The organism is Aggregatibacter kilianii, from assembly GCF_003129965.1.
GTDB classification, from domain to species: Bacteria; Pseudomonadota; Gammaproteobacteria; order Enterobacterales; family Pasteurellaceae; genus Aggregatibacter; species Aggregatibacter kilianii_A.
On sequence record NZ_NRCJ01000001.1, the window covers coordinates 146,243 to 166,969 of the forward strand.

Here is a 20,727-nt window from a genome sequence, read left to right on the forward strand (position 1 = left end):
CAATAGACAAATAAACTACCGTTTAATTCAGTCAGCGGATTGGATTAATAGTCCGTCCCACGCGCCAGCACTTCCCGTTTGCCGTTTTGCACCGGAGAAACAATACCTTGTTCTTCCAGTTGATCCATAATATTGGCGGCTCGGTTGAAGCCCACGCGGAAACGGCGTTGAATGGCGGAAATGGAGGTGGTGCCGGTGCTGACCACAAACTCCACCACTTCATCAAATAATTCATCGATTTCGCCGCCGCGTTCGCCTAAGCGTTCTGCACCGGCTTCCTCTTCGTCGCCGTCTAAAATGCCGTCAATGTAATTCGGTTTGCCGCGCGCTTTCCAGTCGTCCACCACACGCGCCACTTCGTCATCGGTCATGAAAGCCCCGTGAATCCGGATCAATTCGGTGGAGCCTTGCGGCGAATACAACATATCACCTTTGCCTAACAAGGATTCGGCACCGCCCGCGTCAAGAATGGTGCGCGAGTCGATTTTAGTCGCCACCGTGAAAGCAATACGGCTCGGCACGTTGGCTTTGATTAAGCCGGTGATCACATCCACGGAAGGGCGTTGGGTTGCCAAAATCAAGTGAATGCCCACTGCGCGGGCTTTTTGTGCCAAGCGGGCGATTAATTCTTCCACTTGTTTGCCGGCAACCATCATTAAATCGGCAAATTCATCCACAATCACCACAATATAGCTAAGTTTTTCCAGCGGAGGCGGAAGCTGATCCATGGAATCACCAGGACGCCATAACGGGTTCGGAATCGGCATATTTAGCGCATCATATTCGTCGATTTTCTCGTTAAATCCTTCGATATTACGCACCCGCAACGCCGACAATAATTGATAGCGACGTTCCATTTCATCCACACACCAACGCAGGGCGTTCGCCGCTTTTTTCATGTCCGTCACCACTTCGGTTAACAGGTGCGGAATGTCGTTATAAATGGAAAGCTCCACCACTTTCGGGTCAATCATGATGAACTTCACTTCTTCCGGTTTAACACGGTAAAGCAAGCTCAAAATCATGGTGTTCACGCCGACGGATTTACCGGAACCGGTCGTTCCCGCTACCAATAAATGCGGCATTTTGGCAAGATCCACCACCATCGGTTTGCCGCTGATGTCTTTACCCAACGCCATGGAAAGTAAGGCTTTGGAATTGCGGAATTCGTCGCTGTCCAACACGTCGCGCAACGGCACCATTTGGCGGTGATCGTTCGGCGTTTCGATACCGATATACGGCTTGCCGGGAATCACTTCCGCCACGCGAATGGAACGGAACATTAACGCGCGCGCCAAATCCGTATCCAGCCCTGTCACCTTGGAGGCTTTCACGCCCGGATCCAATTCCAGTTCATAGCGCGTCACCACAGGTCCGACTAACACATCTTTCACTTTCGCTTTCACGTTGAAATTGCGTAATTGCTGCTCGATGCGTTGCGAGGTTTCCACAATTTCCGCTTGAGTAATATCCTGTTCGCGGGTCGGGCGATGTTCCAGTAAATCCAGACTCGGCAATGGTGTGGTCGGTTTTTCCACAGCCTTTTTATGTTGTTGAAATGCCGGATGAATCAGGGAATCGCCGTAAGGTCGATAATTATTTGTTTTTGGCGTCGCTTCCGTCGCGGGTTCCTGCAGAATTTTTTGATAAACGTCTTGTGCGCCCATGTCTTTCGCGCGCTGCTCCATTTCCTGTAAACGTTGCTGTTCCTGCGCGGCAAACTGACGGGCAAGCTCGCTTTGCTCAGGATCATCCTCAGCCACATCCGCATACGGGTCGGCCAGCGATACACTCGGTATTTCCTCGGCGGTAGAAAAATTATTTTGAAAACCGACCGCACTTTTTGGCTCACCGTACGGGTTTTCCTGTTGCCATGTCGGGGTGAAGTCCTGTTGATTCGGTAATTCCACTTGGCTGTTTTGCGTAGAAATACTCACGTTCGGCAAACTTTCCTGTTGCTCAAAATCATACTTCACGAACGCATCAGGTGTTTCTTCCGAAGCAAAGGCTTGTGCAGTATCGCCATGGGTGATTGGCGTTTCATTACTCTCCGCGGTTTTTGACAAGCCGGAAATATTGATGAAATCCGTCGGGTTGACCAATGCCTTTGTTTGTTCCGATGTTTCCTGCGGTGCGGTTTCCGCAATCACAATTTCTTCTAAAGTCTCTTCCGATGGTGCTTCGGTTGTTTCGTTTTTCTCATCTTCTTCCGCTTCAGGCGGCGGATTTTGCATGGTCAGCCAACGATAAAACTTCATTAATAAACGGATAAAAGACGCGCCGGAGCAAAAAATAAAGCCCACAGCGGCGAAAATCACGGCAAGCAACAGCACGCCGAATTTACCTAAGCTTGGGTATAAATTCAAGGTAAGGCTACCGCCCAACACACCGCCGGCAAGGTAAGCAGGCGGGTTGTTTAAGGAAAGCGTGGCAAGCACGGTTAAGCCGCAAAGCAACAAAATAAAACCGAAAGCGCGCAACGCAAATTTCGTCCAAGTGAGATTTTCTACCCGCTTGGAACGGATCAGATAAATAGGGATAAAAAATAAAACGAAAGGAATCAGATTGCCCACATAACCGAAGAAAACAAAAAATAGATCTACAAACCAGGCACCGAACGCCCCCGCTTTGTTAATCGTCTCCGGCGCAAAACTAGATGTCGCCCAGGAATTATCCAACGGCGTGTAGCCGGACCAGGCGATAATCAGGTACAAACCGAAAAGTGCGGTCAATCCTAACAGCAAAGTTAATAGGTAATACTTCGGTGAAAAATGTTCGGTAATATGTTTAATCATGCGCTATTTTAACTGTAAAAAATTCGTTTGTTTCACTTCTTCCATCACCACATAGGTGCGCGTGTCGTTCACCCCGGGAAGTCGCAACAAGGTTGTGCCAAGTAGCTTACGATAAGCCGCCATATCCGCCACTCGGGTTTTCAATAAATAATCAAAATCACCGGAAACCAAATGGCACTCCTGAATTTCGTCCAACTGCTGCACCGCCGCGTTAAATTCTTCAAATACATCGGGTTTACCGCGCACCAAGGTAATTTCCACAATCACCAACAACGGCGAATCCAATAATTCGGGATTCAACAAGGCGCGATAGCCCATAATTACCCCTTGCTTCTCCAACCGCTTCACCCGCTCCAGACAAGGCGTCGGCGACAATCCCACCTTCTTGGACAAATCAATGTTGGAAATCTTTCCGTTGCGTTGCAATTCGTTGAGAATTTTTATGTCGATAGCATCAAGAGCTTTGGGTAGTTTTTTTTCCATGGGGTTTTTGGGTTTGGGTTGAGGTTGAAAATTGAGGGGAGATTTTAGCGTAAATTGGAGGGAATTTCAGTAATAAAGTGAGGTATTGGTATTTTGGAGCTATTTTTACATTTATCTTTAAATTAAAGATCGGGTTTCGCCGATGGGCGCCTTACTTTCTTTTGCTTGCACAAAAGAAAGTAAGCAAAGAAAAGTGCACCCCAACTTCACCGCTTATCCTCGCTCGTTTGCAATTTTTTTAACGAAAATTTTCGAACTCGCCACTGCGTGGCTCAAACAAAGCGAAAATTTTCTAAAAATTGCAAGTCGCTCAGGCGGTTCAAATGGGGACCCCGTTGGAGCGTTATTTGAAAAAAAGTGCGGTAGATTTTAGAGTTGTTTTTCAAGCGATTAAAAACGCTTGAAAAACTGACCGCACTTTAAGTTTATTTTTTATAATAGATAAACCTTATTCGAAGAAAGAATAATTTTCCCCGTTTAAGGCGCCCCTTTTTCTAAGGTTTTTTTAGGGAAGTTACGCCAGCGACGCATCAAGCGGAGTCTGCTAACTTCCCGTTAAGAAAAATCCTTAGAAAAAGGGAACAGCGACTTATCCGGGGTCGCCTTTCTTTTGGTTACTTTTCTTTGGCGAAGCAAAGAAAAGTAACTCGCCTTGGCGAACCCCCGATTTAAAAATTATCCAACACCCCAATCGCATCCACCAACTTCTTCACCGTAAACACCTGCATATTTTCCACAGCATGTTTCGGCTTATTGCCAAACGGCACAATGGCGCGTTTGAAGCCGTGTTTGGCGGCTTCGCTAATGCGTTCTTGTCCGCTTGGGACAGGGCGGATTTCACCCGCCAAGCCAACTTCACCGAAGACCACCAAATCCTGCGGCAACGGGCGGTTGCGGAAACTGGAGATGAGTGCGAGGAGCAAGGCTAAATCGGCGCCGGTTTCGGTGACTTTGACGCCGCCGACTACATTGACAAACACGTCCTGATCCGCCATTTGTAACCCACCGTGACGATGTAGTACGGCGAGTAATAAGGCAAGGCGGTTTTGCTCCAACCCCACAGCGACACGGCGCGGGTTGGCGAGCATGGAATGGTCCACCAGCGCCTGAATTTCCACCAACAGCGGACGTGTGCCTTCCCATAACACCATCACCGAACTGCCGGGCGTTTGTTCCTCACCACGACTTAAAAAGATCGCCGACGGATTTTTCACTTCGCGCAAACCTTGTTCCGTCATGGCAAATACGCCCAGCTCGTTCACCGCGCCGAAACGGTTTTTATGGCTGCGTAAGGTACGAAAACGTGAGTCGGTTTCACCTTCCAATAACAAGGAACAGTCGATGGCGTGCTCCAACACCTTCGGACCTGCCAGCGTGCCGTCTTTGGTGACGTGTCCGACCATCACGATCGCCACTTGGCGGGTTTTCGCATAGCGGGTTAAAAAAGAAGCGCATTCGCGCACTTGCGCCACGCTGCCGGGCGAGGATTGAATGTCTGCGAGGTGCATGACCTGAATGGAGTCGATAACGATAATTTGCGGTTTTAACTGATCCGCCAGATTACAAATTTGCTCCACGGAGGTTTCCGACAACATATTCAATTTTTCCGGAGGCAAGCCAAGGCGTTTGGCGCGCATTGCCACTTGTTGCAGGGATTCCTCGCCGGTCACATAAAGTGCGGTCATTTTTTGCGATAGATTACACATCACCTGCAACAATAACGTACTTTTACCCGCCCCCGGATGCCCGCCGATGAGAATCGCACTGCCCGGCACGACACCGCCGCCAAGCACGCGATCCAATTCGTAAAAACCGCTGCTGAAACGTGGTGTTTCCTGCAGGCTGATTTCGCTTAAAGTCTGAATTTTGGCACGGGTTTCGCCCGCATAGCCGCTAAACCTGTCCGCTTTATGATTCGGCGTAGAAACCAACCGCACTTCGGTGATGGTGTTCCAAGCTTTACAGGCGGAACACTGCCCCTGCCAGCGGGAATACTCCGCGCCGCAATCATTACACACATAAGCCGTTTTTGTTTTTGCCATCGGTTATGCTCCCATCGTTAACGTCATAAGATGAAGCATGCGCTGCGCATATTGCGGCGTTTGGATGAGATCGAGCAATTTATTCATCGCCGACGCGTTGTCTTTGGTTTCGCTGTGTAACCGAATAATCTCGTGCAGCTGCATCAAAACATGCCCATTGGCTTCGGCTAAATCCGCCGACACATTTTCCTGCGCGTAATGGCAATTTGCCGCCTGTTGTTCGCTCAATGCAGCTTCCAACAAGGCTTTATTGTCTGCGTAATAATGATACAAATTGAAAAACGCGCCCACCCGCTCCACGGTTTTAATGAAATCGGCAGCGAAGAAATCCGCGCCCAAGGCAAGCGTTTCTTCGATTAACGCTTGTTCATAGCCCAAAAGTGCGGTGAGTTTTTCCGCTGTTTTTTGCGCACGTTTTTCCTGGTGTAAAAAGCCGCGCCACTGTTCGATCCAATCGCTTGAATAAGCGGTTTTGCCTTGTGCTAATTGATAGCCGCGCTTGGCTTTACTCAGGGAATAAAAATGTACCTTGCCTTCGTAACGGGTTAAAAAATCCGCCACAAAGGCCAAAAACGCTCCCAATCCGCCAGATTTCACTTCAAATTCAATTTCGCTAATCACTTGTTCCCGATCACCGGCAAGCACTTTCCCCGAATCAAACGCCACTTCGATTTGGCAATCGGGAGCGTATTGCACCAGCCACATTTGGCGCTCAAAATCCGTGCTGAAAATCGGTTGTAATGGATTGTTGGGGTTGCCCAATTGCAAACCATGGGCTTCAATTAGTGCGGATAAATCAGGTTTCGCATCAAGCAAAGCAACATTGTATTCAGGGCGAACATGCAACCCGCCGGACACCTTGCCGTCGGTTTTGAGGGTTAAGGTGTAATCATCCTTTTGGCGGCGTACGCGCAGACCCATTTTATGTTTGGTGAAAAACTGATCGGAGGTGTCGTAATAGGTATTGGCTAAAAAATCGCATTGTTTTTCGATCACATTGAAATGATTCAAAATATTGTCTAATTGTGCTACATCGGCAGAATTTACCGCCAACTTCAATTCAATTTCATCCTGCATTATAAAATCCTTTAAAGATCATGAAGTTTTGCTTTTTCATTTGATTTATGAACGGCTCATTATCCAATAAATGTAGGGATTTTTCGATTAAAATCGTGAATTTTTCATCAACATAATGTAATATGCGCCTGAATTATTAACCTTCCTTAAAGGAGTCTTTTTTATGGCAATGAATAATATCCTCGGATTATTTGCCCACTCCCCTTTAAAACCCCTGCAAAAACATTCCAATAAAGTCACCGAATGTTGCGAATTATTAATCCCTTTTTTTGAAGCGACCTTTACTTCCGATTGGAATAAAGCGGAGCAAATTCGCTTGGATATTTCCGCTCACGAACGTCAGGCGGACGCCTTAAAACGTGAGATCCGTTTAAAATTACCACGTGGTTTATTCATGCCGATTGATCGTACCGATTTATTGGAATTAGTAACCCAACAGGATAAATTGGCGAACTATGCCAAAGACATCGCAGGCCGCATGATCGGACGTCAATTCGGTATTCCGGAAGAAATGCAAAACGAATTCATGAGTTATGTGCGCCGCAGTTTAGACGCCACCGAACAGGCACATAAAGTCATTGAAGAAATGGATCAATTGCTGGAAACCGGCTTCAAGGGACGCGAATTAAATTTCGTGAATCAAATGATCAATGAACTCGATATCATTGAAGATGATACCGATCAAATGCAAATTAAATTGAGAAGAATGTTATTCGATATTGAAGATCGCTTTAACCCGATTGATGTGATGTTTTTATATAAAGTCATCGAATGGGTGGGTGTACTCGCCGATCAGGCGCAACGTGTCGGATCGCGCATTGAATTGATGTTGGCGCGTTCATAATTTCCATTTACTCAGGAATTTTTCAATGGAATTACTCAATCAATACGGTTCATTATTAATCATAATTACCGCGATTTTCGGCTTTTTTATGGCCTTTGGCGTAGGTGCCAACGATGTTTCAAATGCTATGGGAACATCTGTTGGCTCAGGAACAATCACAGCAAAACAAGCCATTTTTATTGCCATGATTTTTGAAGCGGCCGGTGCTTATTTAGCCGGCGGCGAAGTGACGGAAACCATTAAAAGCGGCATTATTGACACGATGGAATTCGTCAATGAGCCACAGGTTTTGGTCTTCGGCATGATGGCATCGCTATTTGCCTCCGGCGCGTGGCTATTAATCGCCTCAAAAATGGGTTGGCCGGTATCCACCACTCACTCCATCATTGGTGCCATTATCGGCTTTGCCTGTGTCACCGTCGGTCCACATGCCGTAGATTGGAGCAATATCAAAAACATTGTCGGCAGCTGGTTTGTTACACCGGTCGTTGCAGGTTTACTTGCCTATGCCATCTTTATTAGTACGCAAAAACTGATTTTTGACACGGAAAGCCCGCTTAAAAATGCACAAAAATATGGTCCATATTATATGGGTTTAACCGTTTTTATTTTGTGTATTGTTACCCTCACTAAAGGCTTAAAACACGTCGGCTTAAATTTAACCGGTAGTGAAAACTTTTTAATTTCTTTCGCTATCAGTGCCGTATCTATTATTTACAGCTATTTCTACTTCCGCAGCGCCCGATTCAAACTGAAAATGCGTCAAAACCGCGAGTTTGGCGGTGTTGAAAAAGTATTCAGCATCCTCATGTTGATGACCGCTTGTGCCATGGCATTTGCCCACGGTTCCAACGATGTCGCCAATGCCATCGGGCCACTTTCCGCTGTCGTTGCGATTATTGAAAGTGGCGGTCAAATTGCCAACAACGTTCCCCTTGCCTGGTGGATCCTGCCTTTAGGGGCGGCAGGGATTGTCGTCGGGTTAGTTGTGATGGGTTATAAAGTCATGGCGACCATCGGTACGGGTATTACGGATTTAACGCCAAGCCGTGGTTTTGCCGCACAGTTTGCTACTGCAATGACCGTGGTTGTGGCATCCGGCACAGGGCTACCGATTTCCACCACGCAAACCTTAGTGGGCGCAGTATTGGGTATCGGATTTGCGCGCGGGATCGCGGCGATTAACCTCACTGTCATTCGCAACATTGTGGTGTCATGGGTTGTCACCTTGCCTGCCGGCGCGTTGTTCTCTGTAATTATTTATTATTTGCTCAAAGCAATTTTCCATTAATCTACCCTTAAAAGTGCGGTTATTTTTCACCGCACTTTTAATTTTATATTTCACCTTTTTATGACTTAACTTAGGGTTTACAGCATGCAAAAAACAATGAAATACCTTCTCGCGTTAACCTTTCTTGGCATAGGCATCAGCACCGCTCAGGCGGAAACCAAATACGTAACGGAAAACCTTTCTACTTATTTACGTAAAGGCGCAGGAGACCAATATAAAATCGCCGGCGCCATTCAATCGGGCGAACAGGTTACCGTATTGGATCAAAAGGATCGCTATACCCTCATTCGCGACGGTAAAAACCGCGAGGCCTGGATCTTAACTAACGAATTGAGCAACGAAGCCAGCAGCAAACTGGAAAATCCGAAATTAAAAAGCCAAATTCAGGAATTAAGCCTGAAATTAAGCCGTTTAGACGGCGACTGGCAACAACGCACCGTTGAAATGCAACGTCGCACCAAACAGGCGGAACAACAAAGCAGCGAATTATTAGAACAAAATTCACAATTAAAACGCGAATTGGAAATCACCAAAAATAAAAATCGTGACTTGGAAGCCATGTTGGATGCGGGCAAACGCGAAATTGCCATTCAATGGTTTATTTACGGCGGTTCCGTACTTGGGGTCGGCTTGTTAATCGGTTTGATTTTACCGTTAATCATGCCGAAACGCCGTCGTCGTGATGGTTGGGCGTAATGTCCGAAAACACTTTTCAGATTTATTTGGTTGGCGGGGCTGTGCGCGATCAGCTCCTCAACCTGCCCGTTCAAGATCGCGACTGGGTCATTGTGGGCGCAACACCAGAAGCGTTACTTAGCCAAGGCTATCATCAGGTGGGAAAAGATTTCCCCGTTTTTTTGCACCCGCAAACCAAAGAAGAATACGCCCTTGCCCGTACGGAACGCAAATCCGGTTCGGGTTACACCGGGTTTATCTGCGATTTTTCCCCCGACATCAGCCTTGAACAGGATTTAATTCGTCGCGATCTCACCATCAACGCCATGGCGCAGGATTTGCAGGGCAACCTATTTGACCCTTACGGCGGTGCACAGGATTTAGCGAATGGTATCTTACGCCATGTTTCTCCCGCGTTTATTGAAGATCCGCTACGCGTGCTACGCGTCGCGCGCTTTGCCGCCCGTTATCGTTATTTAGGTTTTCGCATCGCCGCAGAAACCCTGCAACTGATGAAAGATCTCACCGCACAAGGGGAACTGGCACATCTCGCCGCCGAACGGGTTTGGGCGGAAACGGAAAAAGCATTAAACGAAAAAAATCCTGAAATCTATTTTGAAACCTTGCGTGAAGTGGGTGCGCTCAAGGTGTTGTTTCCGGAATTGGATGCCCTTTACGGCGTACCAAACCCGGCGAAATACCATCCGGAAATCGACAGTTTCGTGCACACCATGATGGTGTTGCAACAGGCGACGTTGCTGTCCGAACAGGTAGATTGCCATAAAAGTGCGGTGCGTTTTGCCGCCATTTGTCATGATTTGGGCAAAGCCAAAACACCGAAACAAAACTGGCCGCATCATCATGGCCATGAAAAGCTCGGCATTGCGCCGACCCAAAGCCTGTGCAAACGCCTGAAAGTGCCCGGCTATTTTCAGCAACTGGCTGAACTCACCTGCGAATATCACACCCATATTCACAAAATTTTTGAATTGCGCCCGGAAACTATCGTCAAACTGTTCAATACATTTGATGTATGGCGGAAGCCCCTGCGCTTCATGGAATTTTTGTTGGTATGCTTTGCCGATACGCGCGGGCGCAAAGGCTTCTCGCATATTCCGTATCCGCAGCAGGAATTTGCTATCACCTTATATCAAGCGGCGTTGAAAGTGGATATTCAATCCATTATCGCGGCAGGCTTTGAAAATAAAGCCATTCGCGATCAACTCAATCGCGGACGAATTTTTGCCGTGAAACAAAAACGCACGGAAATCTTACCGCATTTTGTCGAGTCCAAATAAAAGGTCGCGCCTCTGCGGCGAGACAAAAAACAGCACTATTTTAAGGAAGACAGATTATTTATGAAAAAATTAAAATCCTATTTTTTACTTGTGTTCGCCGCGTTATTTTTAACCGCCTGTGTGACGGATCAGGAACGTCCGACCAACGTAAAATACATTCCCAAAACCGACCGCACTTGGCAGCAGCATTTAACCCAATTAAAACAAATTCAGGGCTATCAAGCACTCGGGCAATTAGGCTACATCAGCAGCAAAGAACGCTTTTCCACGCGTTTCGACTGGCAATATAACAACCCGCGCGATTACACCCTGAAGCTCTACTCCACCATCAGCAGTGAAACCCTACAAATCCAAATGCACGAGCAAGGCATGACCATCTCCGACAACAAAGGACGCCAACGCTCCGCCGCCGATGCGAAAATGCTGTTACGCGAAATCATCGGCATGGATTTCCCGCTGGCACAATTCGCCTTCTGGCTGAAAGGACAGCCGGAAGACAGCGCCGATTATCAAGTGGGTGAAAATCATTTCCTTGCGACGTTCAGCCATACCCTCGACGGCAAACCTTGGACGGCGGATTATTTGTCCTATCATGTGAATCATCGCCCGCCGATGCCGGAGAATATTTTGCTGAAAACGGAGGGGCAAACCTTAAAAATCCGTGTAGATGAATGGCAATTTCAATGAAAACGTATCAATTTTCTACCGCACTTTTCACGCCTGAACGCTTAAAAAGCGAAGACGGCTGGCGCTTTCCTTGCCCGGCGAAACTAAATTTATTTCTCTACATCAACGGCAAACGGGCGGACGGTTACCACGAGTTACAAACCCTGTTTCAATTTGTGGATTTTGGCGATTGGTTACACATTAAGGTGCGTCAGGATGGCGAGATTCACTTAATCTCCACCATTGCCGATTTAAACACGGAAGACAATTTAATTTATCGTGCGGCGACATTGTTGAAACAACATACCGGCTGCACGCTCGGCGCCGATTTGACCTTAGATAAAATCCTGCCTGTGGGCGGTGGCGTCGGTGGCGGATCTTCCAACGCGGCAACCGCCTTAGTTGCGCTAAATCATTTATGGCAAACCGGTTTAAACACCGAACAGCTCGCCGAGCTGGGATTACAGCTTGGCGCCGATGTGCCGATTTTCGTGCATGGAAAAGCGGCATTTGCGGAAGGTGTGGGCGAAAAAATCACCTATTGCGAACCGCCGGAAAAATGGTATCTGGTGCTCAAACCCGATGTGTCTATTTCCACCGCCGTGGTGTTCTCTGATCCGAGCTTAACGCGCAATACGCCGAAAAAACCGCTGTCACAATTACTGGCAGAAAAATACGCAAACGATTGCGAAAAAGTTGTGCGAGATCATTATTCAGAGGTTGAAGAATTGCTGAACTGGTTGGTAAAATATGCACCGGCCAGATTAACCGGGACTGGTGCTTGCGTTTTTGCGGAATTTGATGATGAAAAATCCGCCCAATCAGTTCTCCAAGCCAAACCGAAAAATTGTTTCGGTTTCGTCGCAAAAGGATTAAATCATTCTCCATTGCATGACATGTTGAAAACCGTGCCTGATTCAACGAATTAACCGACTTATTTACAACCTAACTCCTGAGGTCAAATTTACGATGCCTGATATTAAACTCTTCGCCGGTAACGCCACGCCGGAACTCGCGAAACGCATTTCCGAAAGCCTATTCACCAAATTAGGTGATGCCACTGTGGGCCGTTTCAGCGACGGCGAAGTGCAAGTCCAAATTAACGAAAACGTGCGCGGTAGCGATGTGTTCATCATTCAATCCACTTGCGCACCGACCAACGATAATTTAATGGAATTATTGGTCATGGTTGACGCATTACGTCGCGCCTCCGCCGGTCGTATCACCGCCGTGATTCCTTATTTCGGCTATGCCCGTCAGGATCGTCGCGTGCGTTCCGCCCGTGTACCGATTACCGCCAAAGTGGTCGCGGACTTCCTCTCCAGCGTCGGCGTTGACCGCGTATTAACCTGCGATTTGCACGCCGAACAAATTCAAGGCTTCTTCGATGTGCCGGTAGATAACGTGTTCGGCTCACCGGTGTTATTAGACGACATCCGCAAAAAGACCGACCTCGTCAATCCGATCGTCGTTTCTCCGGACATCGGCGGTGTGGTTCGCGCCCGTGCCGTAGCCAAATTATTGAACGACACCGACATGGCGATTATCGACAAACGCCGTCCGCGCGCCAACGTATCACAAGTGATGCACATCATCGGCGACGTTGCGGATCGTGATTGTATTCTGGTTGACGACATGATCGATACCGGCGGCACTTTATGCAAAGCGGCGGAAGCCTTAAAAGAACGCGGTGCAAGACGCGTATTCGCCTACGCTACCCACGCCGTCTTCTCCGGCTCCGCAGCCAAAAACCTTGCCAGCGACGCCTTGGACGAAGTGGTAGTCACCGACACCATCCCGCTTTCGCCGGAAATCCGCGCCTTAGGCAAAGTGCGCACCCTGACCCTATCAGGCATGCTCGCCGAAGCCATCCGTCGCATCAGCAACGAAGAATCCATCTCCGCGATGTTTAACGAGTAATAAAAACACCCGTAAAAACCACCGCACTTTAAACGACAAAAGGCTTGGGAAACCAAGCCTTTTGTTTTTTGCCTTACGATCCGATACTCACCGACTGCCTTGTTGTGCTATAATCGCGCCACATTTAACTTAGAAATTGAGGTATTTCATGAAAAAACTGCTTCTTGTTCTGGCGGGCATTTTAACCGTTGCCGCCTGTTCCCAACCGAAAGACATTTACTTCAACGGCTCCGAAGGCTCTCATTCCGGTCTGAAATACGACAAAGCCACCAAAACCTTTGGGATCAATGAGTAAAATTCCAAAAAAGTGCGGTTGAAAATTTAACTGTTTTTTCAACCGCACTTTTTCTTTTCAAGTTTCCTAAATATTCATCTCCTGAAATAGATTCAATTTATCCGGCACCAAATACACCTGCTCGCCCAATTGATATTGCGCCTGTAAGTAATTATTTTTGGTTAGAATCACTTCAATCGGCTGTTCGCTCTGCGGGCTGTCCACCTCCACCCGCACGATAAAACCGATGGCGTTGATATGGCTGATTTTACCCGTGGCAAGGGCGTTTTCGGCGTGACGCGACAGAGTGAGTTCATAAGGGCGGATATACACTGTCGCCGATTGGTTTTCCACTGCTTTGGTGGCGTTGCTGTGAGCTTGCAGATTATGCGCGAATTCCCCCACCACCAGATTGCCGCGCTCCACATGCCCGTGGAACACGTTCACATCGCCGACAAATTGCGTCACAAAAGGCGTTTGCGGGGCGTGATAAATTTGATTCGGCTCGTCCACCTGCTCGATTTGCCCCTGATTCATTACCACAATACGATCGGACATATCCAGTGCTTCATCCTGATCGTGAGTCACAAAAATACTGGTCACTTTCAGTTCCTGCTGTAAATCCCGCAACCAACGGCGCAGCTCCTTACGCACCTGCGCATCCAACGCACCGAAAGGCTCATCTAACAGTAACACTTTCGGCTGCACCGCCAAAGAGCGCGCCAACGCGATACGCTGTTTCTGTCCGCCGGAAAGCTGATTCGGATAGGCTCTCGCCAGCCATTCCAGCTTCACCAGCTTTAAAAGTGCGGTCACTTTTTCACGTATTTCTTCCTTGCCCGGTCGTTCTTTGCGCGCCTTCACCTGCAACCCGAACGCTACGTTGTCAAACACCGTCATGTTCTGAAACAAGGCATAATGCTGAAACACAAACCCCACCCCCCGCTCCGCCGCCGAAACCCGCGTCACATCGCGCTCGCCAAACAAAATTTGCCCGCTGTCGGAAAACTCCAACCCGGCAATAATCCGCAACAACGTCGTCTTCCCGCACCCGCTAGGACCAAGCAACGCGGTCAGGCGATGGTTAGGAAAGCTGAGGTTGATGTTTTTCAGCGCGTGGTACGAACCGAAGTGTTTTTCGAGGTTTGTGAGGGTGATGGACATGGTGTTGATCCTGTTTGTGTTTTTAATTTGTGTTTGTAAATATCTTCTTTATCTAATTTATATATCGGGTTGCGCCCGATAGGCGCCTTACTTTCTTTTGCTTGCACAAAAGAAAGTAAGCAAAGAAAAGTGCACCCCGGATAAATTGCTTTTCCTCTCTTAGCATTAATTTTCTTCACGGAAAATTTCGAACTCGCCACTACGTGGCTCAAACAAAGCGAAATTTTCCTAAAAATTAACGCACGTTCGGGCAATTTATACGGGGACCCCGTTGGTGCACTATTTGAAAAGTGCGGTGGATTTTTAATTTGTTTTCTAAGGTTAAAAACATTCGTAAAACTAACCGCACCTTAAATTTATTTTTTTGAATAGATAAAATCTATTCGGAGAAAAAATAATTTTCCCCGTTTAAGGCGCCCCTTTTTCTAAGGATTTTTTAGGGAAGTTACGCCAGCGACGCGTCAAGTGGAGTCTGCTAACTTTCCGTTAAGAAAAATGCTTAGAAAAAGGGAACAGCGACTTATCCGGGGTCGCCTTTCTTTTGGTTACTTTTCTTTGGCGAGCAAAGAAAAGTAACTCGCCGTCGGCGAAACCCAAGTCAACCAAATAAAATCGCAAAATCACTTTTGCACTCCCCGCTCCAACGATCTCTTAACCCTTCTCTCCTCCCTACCCCGCACCACACTCTGCACCCCCAACGTCAATATCGCCACCAACGCCAGCAGGCTCGCACAGGCAAATGCCGCAACAAACTGATATTCGTTATAGGTGATTTCCACATACAACGGGATGGTATTGGTTAAGCCGCGGATATGACCGGAAACAACGCTAACGGCACCGAATTCGCCCATGGCGCGCGCGTTGCTGAGGATAACGCCGTAAATCAGCGCCCATTTGATTTTCGGCAGGGTGATTCGCCAGAACAACGTCCAGCCCGATGCGCCGAGGATAAGGGCGGCTTGTTCTTCGCTGTTGCCTTGTGCGGTCATGCTCGGCAACAGGGATTTTGCGATGAGCGGGAAGGTGACGAATAAAGTTACGGTAACAATGCTCGGGGTGGCGAACATGATGCGAATGTCGTGTTCCGCAAGCCAGGCGCCCCATAAGCCGTCAAGCCCGAAAAGCAGCAAGAACATTAACCCCACCACCACCGGCGAAATGGAAAACGGCAGATCCAAAAGTGCGGTTAAAATGCTTTTTCCTTTGAAGTTGAAATAAGCGATAGTCCACGCCATGACGACGCCGATGAATAAATTCACGGGCAAAACGATTAACGCCACTTTTATGGTCAGCCAAATGGCGGCGCGAGCTTCCTCATCATTGATTGACTGCCAGAATAAATGTACGCCCTGCTCTAAGGCGGAATAAAACACCGTAAATAGCGGGAACAACAGAATGACGGTGAAAAAAATTAAACCGACGCTGATTAACGTCCATTTTTGCCAATTTGCACCCATAAATTACCTCACTTGACTCATGCGTTTCGCCACCGTCCATTGGGCTAAATTAATTAAAAAAATCAAGGCAAAAGAAATCACCAGCATGAGCAACGCCACCACGGAAGCGCCTTGCACGTCGTATAAATCCAGTTTTGACATGATGATCAAAGGCGCGATTTCGGAGACCAACGGCACGTTGCCGGCAATAAAAATCACCGAGCCATACTCGCCTAACGAGCGGGCGAACCCCATGCCCGCGCCGCCGATAATCGCCGGGAGCAAGGCGGGAATGATCACTTTGCGCAAAATAGTCAATTTGCCTGCGCCGAGAATCTGTGCGGCTTCTTCAAACGCCGGATCCAAGTTCGCCAACACAGGCTGAATGGCGCGCACCACAAAAGGCAGGCTGACGAAAATCAAGGCGATGGCAATGCCGCTCGGGGTATAGGCGATCTGAATACCCATTTTTTCCAACAGCCCGCCAATCAAGCCTGTCGGCGCATATAAAGATGCCAATGCAATCCCCGCCACGGCGGTAGGCAGCGCAAAAGGCAGGTCGATAAACCCATTGACGAACGATTTACCGGGAAAGTCATAACGCACCAAAATCCACGCCAGTAAAAAGCCGAAAATCACATTAATCAGCGTCGCCACCAACGCCATACGAAAAGACAGCAAAATGGACGCGATCACCCGCTCGCTGCCAATGATCTGCCAAATGCTCTGCCAATCTAGCTGCAATGCACTGAAAAACAACAGAATTAGCGGCAGAACCACCATTGAACCGAGCCAGCCCAGCGTAATGAACATACCGCGTTTAAAACCGGGTAAAACGGTTTGCATGATAACGTCTCCAACCTTTTCCCACAGGAATCCTAAAAAATGTTTAAAAAAATAACCGCACTTTTTATAAGGCGCAAAGATCAGAAATTTATTTATCATTCCATTTAGAAATAAGTAACCGTTTGCTATTCATGAAAATATTCTATTTAGTTATATAAAATTCAAATTTGTTATTTTTTTAATCATTTCTTTTGCGCTATAAATTAGCCCCAGAAAAAGCAAGGGATTAATTCCGAGAATAACTCAAGAAATAAAGAGAGGAGCCGGCAATGAAAAAAATGGTTTTATTTTCAGCAGCTTCATTGCTTGCCGCTCTGTCGATTATCACGGCTTGTTTACAAACTAAAAACGACACACCGAAAGTGTTATTGAACGTTTCTTATGACGTGATCCGTGATTTTTACAAAGAATACAACCCGGTATTTCGTCGCGAATATGCCCCTGATGTGATGATTTCCCAATCCCACGGCGGCGCCAGCAAACAGGTGTTAAGCGTGCTGAACGGTTTACCGGCGGATGTGGTGACGCTAACCCAAAGCAATGACATTGATGCGCTGGTGCAAAAAGGCTTGGTGAAGGCAAGCTGGCAAACAGATTTACCGAATCAGGCGACGCCTTTCGGTTCGGTGATGGTATTTTTGGTGCGCAAAGGCAACCCGAAGCACATTCGTGATTGGGCGGATTTAACCCGCGCCGACGTAAAAGTGGTGTTTGCCAACCCGAAAACCTCCGCTAACGGGCGCTTCGCTTATTTATCCGCGCTGGCGTATGCACAGAAACATAGCCAAAATCCCGAGGATTTTATGTTGCGTTTATTGCGTAACGTGCCGGTGTTGGAAGCCGGCGCACGCGGTGCCAGCATCTCCTTCACCCAACGCAATATGGGCGATGTGCTGATTACGCCGGAAAACGAAGCGGCGCTGGCGGCAAAAACACTGGGCAAAGATCAATTCGATTTGGTTTATCCGAGCATCAGTGCCTATACGCCGGTGCTGGTGGCAGAAGTAAGTGCCAATACCAAACACAACGGCACACAGCTGTTGGCGAAAACGTATTTGCGTCATTTATGGTCGCCACAAGGGCAAGAGATTGCCGCGCAAAATTATTTTCGTCCGCGCGATGAAGAAACAGCGGAAAAATACACCGCACTTTTCCCGTCGGTGAACAGTTTCGATGTCAATCAACAATTCGGTGATTGGCAACAAATTAACCAACAACATTTTGTCGATAACGCCCTTTTTGATCGACTTTATATCGCCGCCCAAAACGGCGCGAAAAATACAAATAAGGAGTGATTCATGCACTATTTTCCCCTCTTCGCCGATTTAAAATCACGCCCCGTGCTTGTTGTGGGAGGCGGTTCGGTAGCGGCGCGTAAAGTGAATCTGCTCCTACAAGCCAACGCGGAAGTGCGTATCGTGGCGCAAAAATTGAATCAGGAATTGACCGCACTTGAAGCGCAAGGCAAGGTTTTCTGGTTAGCCAAAAATTTCTCCGCCGAACAACTCAATTCGGTCTTTCTGGTCATCGCCGCCACTAACGACGAGCAACTTAACCAACGGGTTTTCCGCATTGCCGAAAGCCAACACAAGCTGGTCAACGTCGTGGACGATCAACCTCATTGCAGTTTTATTTTTCCTTCCATTATCGATCGCGGCGCATTACAAATCGCCATTTCCAGCGCCGGCAGAGCGCCGGTACTCGCCCGTTTGTTGCGGGAAAAACTGGAAGCCCTGTTGCCGCAGCATTTAGGCAAAATCGCCGAAATTTCCGGTAAATGGCGTGATGAAGTCAAACGCAAACTGCATTCCGTCACCGAACGCCGCCGTTTCTGGGAAACCTTATTTAACGGACGCTTCGCCAATTTAGTGAAAAATCAGCAAATCGCACAAGCGGAAGCGGAATTGGCTCAACAGCTTGAGAAGAATTATCAGGGCGGTTTTGTTTCCCTAGTAGGCGCCGGCCCCGGCGATGCGGGATTACTGACCCTCAACGGGTTACAGGAAATCCAAAAAGCGGACGTGGTGCTTTATGACGCCTTGGTTTCCGAAGAAATTTTGTCCTTAATTCGCCGTGACGCCGATCGCATTTTCGTCGGCAAACGGGCGAAGGGCGCATTTGTCGCACAAGAAGACACCAATCAACTTTTAGTGAAGCTCGCCCAACAAGGCAAACGCGTAGTGCGTTTAAAAGGTGGTGATCCTTTTGTGTTCGGACGCGGCGGTGAAGAGTTGGAAATCCTCGCTTCGCACGATATTCCGTTTTCCGTCGTCCCCGGCATTACCGCAGGCATCGGCGCCACCGCTTACGCCGGCATTCCGCTCACGCATCGCGATCATGCACAAAGTGCGGTGTTCGTCACCGGTCATCGCAAAGCCGATGCCGCCGATATTGAATGGCAAACCTTAGCGCGTAGCAGCCAGACCTTGGTGATTTACATGGGCACCTTAAAAGCCGCCTTTATCGCGGAACGCTTACAACAACACGGCAGAAGCGGCGACACGCCGGTCGCTATTATCAGCCAAGGCACGCAGCTTACCCAAAGCACCGCCGTCGGCACGCTTAAAAATCTGGCGCAACTTGCCGAAAATGCGCCGACACCGGCATTAATCGTGGTGGGCGAAGTGGTTGCTCTGCATGAAAAACTGGCGTGGTTCGGGGAAGAAAAACAGCGTCAAAAACGACCGCACTTTACGCTGGACAGCCTGACTATCGGACAAGTGGCATAAGGCGGCGAGGAGAGTGCGATGAGCTTTTTGAAACCGACATTCTGGCAAATCCCGCTAATTAGCCTTGAACAAACGGACCGCTTAACGGAACAAACCGCCGCGCTAAAACAGCGTCTGACACAAATCGCCGACAGCCACCAAGACGCCCGTTTCGCCAGCAGTCTGGCGGTGGAGGATATGGTCATTACCGACATGATTGCCCGCGAGCATTTGAACATCGGTATTTTTACGTTAGATACCGGCTTGCTTCATCAAGAAACCTTGGATTTATTGGATAACCTGGCGAAAACCTATCCGCACATTCATGTAGAACGTTTTCGCCCGATTCAGCAGGACGCCGATCATTATGTGGAAGAAAAAGGCAAATTCGCCTTTTACGAAAGCGTCGAACTGCGCCGCGAATGCTGCCATATCCGAAAAATCGAGCCGCTCAACCGCGCCATCAACGGCGCCGACGCTTGGCTCACAGGACAACGCCGCGAACAATCCGCCACCCGCACGGAGCTGCCTTTCGCGGAATGGGATAAAGCACGCGGCATTGACAAATACAACCCGATTTTCGACTGGACAGAAACCGACGTATGGCGCTACATCCTGACAAACAACGTGCCTTACAACGAACTCTATCACCAAGGCTTCCCCAGCATCGGCTGCGACCCATGCACGCGACAGGTAAAAGAAGGCGAAGACATCCGCGCGGGGAGATGGTGGTGGGAGAATAAGGATAGTAAGGAGTGTGGGTTACATAAGTAAACAAATCCCCCTCTTTAGTAAAGAGGGGTTAGGGGAGATTTAGCAGACGTGATACACCTAGATGACTGGAATAGTCAACGTTTTCTGCTGTTTATCCATACAATCTCTGGGTTAATAGGTTTAATCAAATCTCCCCCTGCCCCTCTTTTCTAAAGAGGGGAGTAATTGACCGCACTTTCAGAATAACACTCGGATAAATCGGGGTCCCCGTATAAGACGCCCGAACGGAAATAGGATTTTTAGGAAATTTTCGCTTTGTTTGAGCCGCTTGCGGCGAGTTCGAAAATTTCCGTGAAGAAAATCCTGTTGGAGAGAGGAAAAGCGGCTTATCCGGGGTCGCCTTTCTTTTGGTTACTTTTCTTTGGCGAAGCAAAGAAAAGTGACACTAAGGGCGAAAAAATGAATTTGATATTAAAGAAAAACAAGGAATAAAA

20 protein-coding genes are annotated in these 20,727 nt (G+C 48.1%); 13 read left to right on the forward strand and 7 right to left on the reverse strand.

The window, feature by feature from the left end; all coding sequences use genetic code 11:
* Nucleotides 1-44: 44 nt before the first annotated feature.
* Both DK430_RS00670 and lrp read right to left on the reverse strand, forming a co-directional pair.
* A complete protein-coding gene (locus DK430_RS00670; RefSeq protein ID WP_109077197.1) occupies nt 45-2,795 on the reverse strand; it encodes a DNA translocase FtsK in 2,751 nt (916 codons plus the stop codon).
* A 3-nt stretch (nt 2,796-2,798) separates the two neighbouring features.
* Nucleotides 2,799-3,278 (reverse strand): leucine-responsive transcriptional regulator Lrp, encoded by a 480-nt coding sequence (gene lrp / locus DK430_RS00675; RefSeq protein WP_109077198.1) that lies wholly within the window; start codon nt 3,276-3,278, stop codon nt 2,799-2,801.
* 142 nt (nt 3,279-3,420) lie between these two features.
* Here lrp and DK430_RS00680 point away from each other — a divergent pair, with 142 nt between their 5' ends.
* The gene (locus tag DK430_RS00680; protein WP_109077199.1) at nt 3,421-3,651 is read left to right on the forward strand and encodes a hypothetical protein; all 231 of its coding nucleotides are present in this window, start codon (nt 3,421-3,423) and stop codon (nt 3,649-3,651) included.
* A gap of 295 nt (nt 3,652-3,946) precedes the next feature.
* On the opposite strand, the gene radA is transcribed toward DK430_RS00680, so the two are convergent.
* Nucleotides 3,947-5,320, reverse strand: a complete 1,374-nt coding sequence (radA, locus tag DK430_RS00685; RefSeq protein ID WP_109077200.1) for a DNA repair protein RadA — start codon at nt 5,318-5,320, stop codon at nt 3,947-3,949.
* 3 nt (nt 5,321-5,323) lie between these two features.
* On the reverse strand, nt 5,324-6,397 hold the full coding sequence (locus DK430_RS00690; RefSeq protein ID WP_109077201.1) for a CYTH domain-containing protein: 1,074 nt from the start codon (nt 6,395-6,397) through the stop codon (nt 5,324-5,326).
* Nucleotides 6,398-6,560: 163 nt separating this feature from the next.
* On the opposite strand from DK430_RS00690, the gene DK430_RS00695 reads away from it, so the two are divergent.
* The 8 genes from DK430_RS00695 (at nt 6,561) to DK430_RS13245 (ending at nt 13,386) form a co-directional block, all read left to right on the forward strand.
* Nucleotides 6,561-7,241, forward strand: a complete 681-nt coding sequence (locus tag DK430_RS00695; RefSeq protein ID WP_109077202.1) for a TIGR00153 family protein — start codon at nt 6,561-6,563, stop codon at nt 7,239-7,241.
* 25 nt (nt 7,242-7,266) lie between these two features.
* Complete coding sequence (locus DK430_RS00700; protein ID WP_109077203.1) at nt 7,267-8,532, forward strand: inorganic phosphate transporter; 1,266 nt, start codon at nt 7,267-7,269, stop codon at nt 8,530-8,532.
* An 84-nt stretch (nt 8,533-8,616) separates the two neighbouring features.
* Nucleotides 8,617-9,228, forward strand: coding sequence for a TIGR04211 family SH3 domain-containing protein (locus DK430_RS00705; protein WP_109077204.1), 612 nt, complete (start codon nt 8,617-8,619; stop codon nt 9,226-9,228).
* A complete protein-coding gene (locus tag DK430_RS00710) occupies nt 9,228-10,505 on the forward strand; it encodes a multifunctional CCA addition/repair protein (RefSeq protein WP_109077205.1) in 1,278 nt (425 codons plus the stop codon). The genes DK430_RS00705 and DK430_RS00710 overlap by 1 nt, the downstream gene beginning before the upstream one ends.
* A 60-nt stretch (nt 10,506-10,565) precedes the next feature.
* On the forward strand, nt 10,566-11,192 hold the full coding sequence (gene lolB / locus DK430_RS00715; RefSeq protein ID WP_109077206.1) for a lipoprotein insertase outer membrane protein LolB: 627 nt from the start codon (nt 10,566-10,568) through the stop codon (nt 11,190-11,192).
* Nucleotides 11,189-12,100, forward strand: coding sequence for a 4-(cytidine 5'-diphospho)-2-C-methyl-D-erythritol kinase (gene ispE, locus DK430_RS00720; protein ID WP_109077333.1), 912 nt, complete (start codon nt 11,189-11,191; stop codon nt 12,098-12,100). The genes lolB and ispE overlap by 4 nt, the downstream gene beginning before the upstream one ends.
* A 40-nt stretch (nt 12,101-12,140) precedes the next feature.
* On the forward strand, nt 12,141-13,091 hold the full coding sequence (locus DK430_RS00725) for a ribose-phosphate pyrophosphokinase (protein ID WP_109077207.1): 951 nt from the start codon (nt 12,141-12,143) through the stop codon (nt 13,089-13,091).
* A 148-nt stretch (nt 13,092-13,239) separates the two neighbouring features.
* Nucleotides 13,240-13,386: a putative periplasmic lipoprotein gene (locus tag DK430_RS13245; protein WP_204352496.1), complete on the forward strand. Its 147-nt coding sequence runs from the start codon at nt 13,240-13,242 to the stop codon at nt 13,384-13,386.
* Between the two features lie 66 nt (nt 13,387-13,452).
* On the opposite strand, the gene DK430_RS00730 is transcribed toward DK430_RS13245, so the two are convergent.
* From DK430_RS00730 to cysT, 3 genes are all read right to left on the reverse strand, one after another.
* Nucleotides 13,453-14,529: a sulfate/molybdate ABC transporter ATP-binding protein gene (locus DK430_RS00730; RefSeq protein WP_109077208.1), complete on the reverse strand. Its 1,077-nt coding sequence runs from the start codon at nt 14,527-14,529 to the stop codon at nt 13,453-13,455.
* A 620-nt stretch (nt 14,530-15,149) separates the two neighbouring features.
* Nucleotides 15,150-15,986, reverse strand: a complete 837-nt coding sequence (cysW, locus tag DK430_RS00740; protein ID WP_109077210.1) for a sulfate ABC transporter permease subunit CysW — start codon at nt 15,984-15,986, stop codon at nt 15,150-15,152.
* A gap of 3 nt (nt 15,987-15,989) precedes the next feature.
* The gene (gene cysT / locus DK430_RS00745) at nt 15,990-16,811 is read right to left on the reverse strand and encodes a sulfate ABC transporter permease subunit CysT (protein ID WP_109077211.1); all 822 of its coding nucleotides are present in this window, start codon (nt 16,809-16,811) and stop codon (nt 15,990-15,992) included.
* Between the two features lie 269 nt (nt 16,812-17,080).
* Here cysT and DK430_RS00750 point away from each other — a divergent pair, with 269 nt between their 5' ends.
* The 4 genes from DK430_RS00750 (at nt 17,081) to DK430_RS13145 (ending at nt 20,725) form a co-directional block, all read left to right on the forward strand.
* Nucleotides 17,081-18,106, forward strand: a complete 1,026-nt coding sequence (locus tag DK430_RS00750; RefSeq protein WP_109077212.1) for a sulfate ABC transporter substrate-binding protein — start codon at nt 17,081-17,083, stop codon at nt 18,104-18,106.
* A 3-nt stretch (nt 18,107-18,109) separates the two neighbouring features.
* The gene (gene cysG / locus DK430_RS00755) at nt 18,110-19,540 is read left to right on the forward strand and encodes a siroheme synthase CysG (protein WP_109077213.1); all 1,431 of its coding nucleotides are present in this window, start codon (nt 18,110-18,112) and stop codon (nt 19,538-19,540) included.
* A gap of 18 nt (nt 19,541-19,558) precedes the next feature.
* A complete protein-coding gene (locus tag DK430_RS00760; protein WP_109077214.1) occupies nt 19,559-20,293 on the forward strand; it encodes a phosphoadenylyl-sulfate reductase in 735 nt (244 codons plus the stop codon).
* 255 nt (nt 20,294-20,548) lie between these two features.
* Entirely contained in the window at nt 20,549-20,725 is a 177-nt protein-coding gene (locus tag DK430_RS13145; protein ID WP_162616792.1) for a hypothetical protein, read from the forward strand.
* The last annotated feature ends 2 nt before the right edge of the window (nt 20,726-20,727 follow it).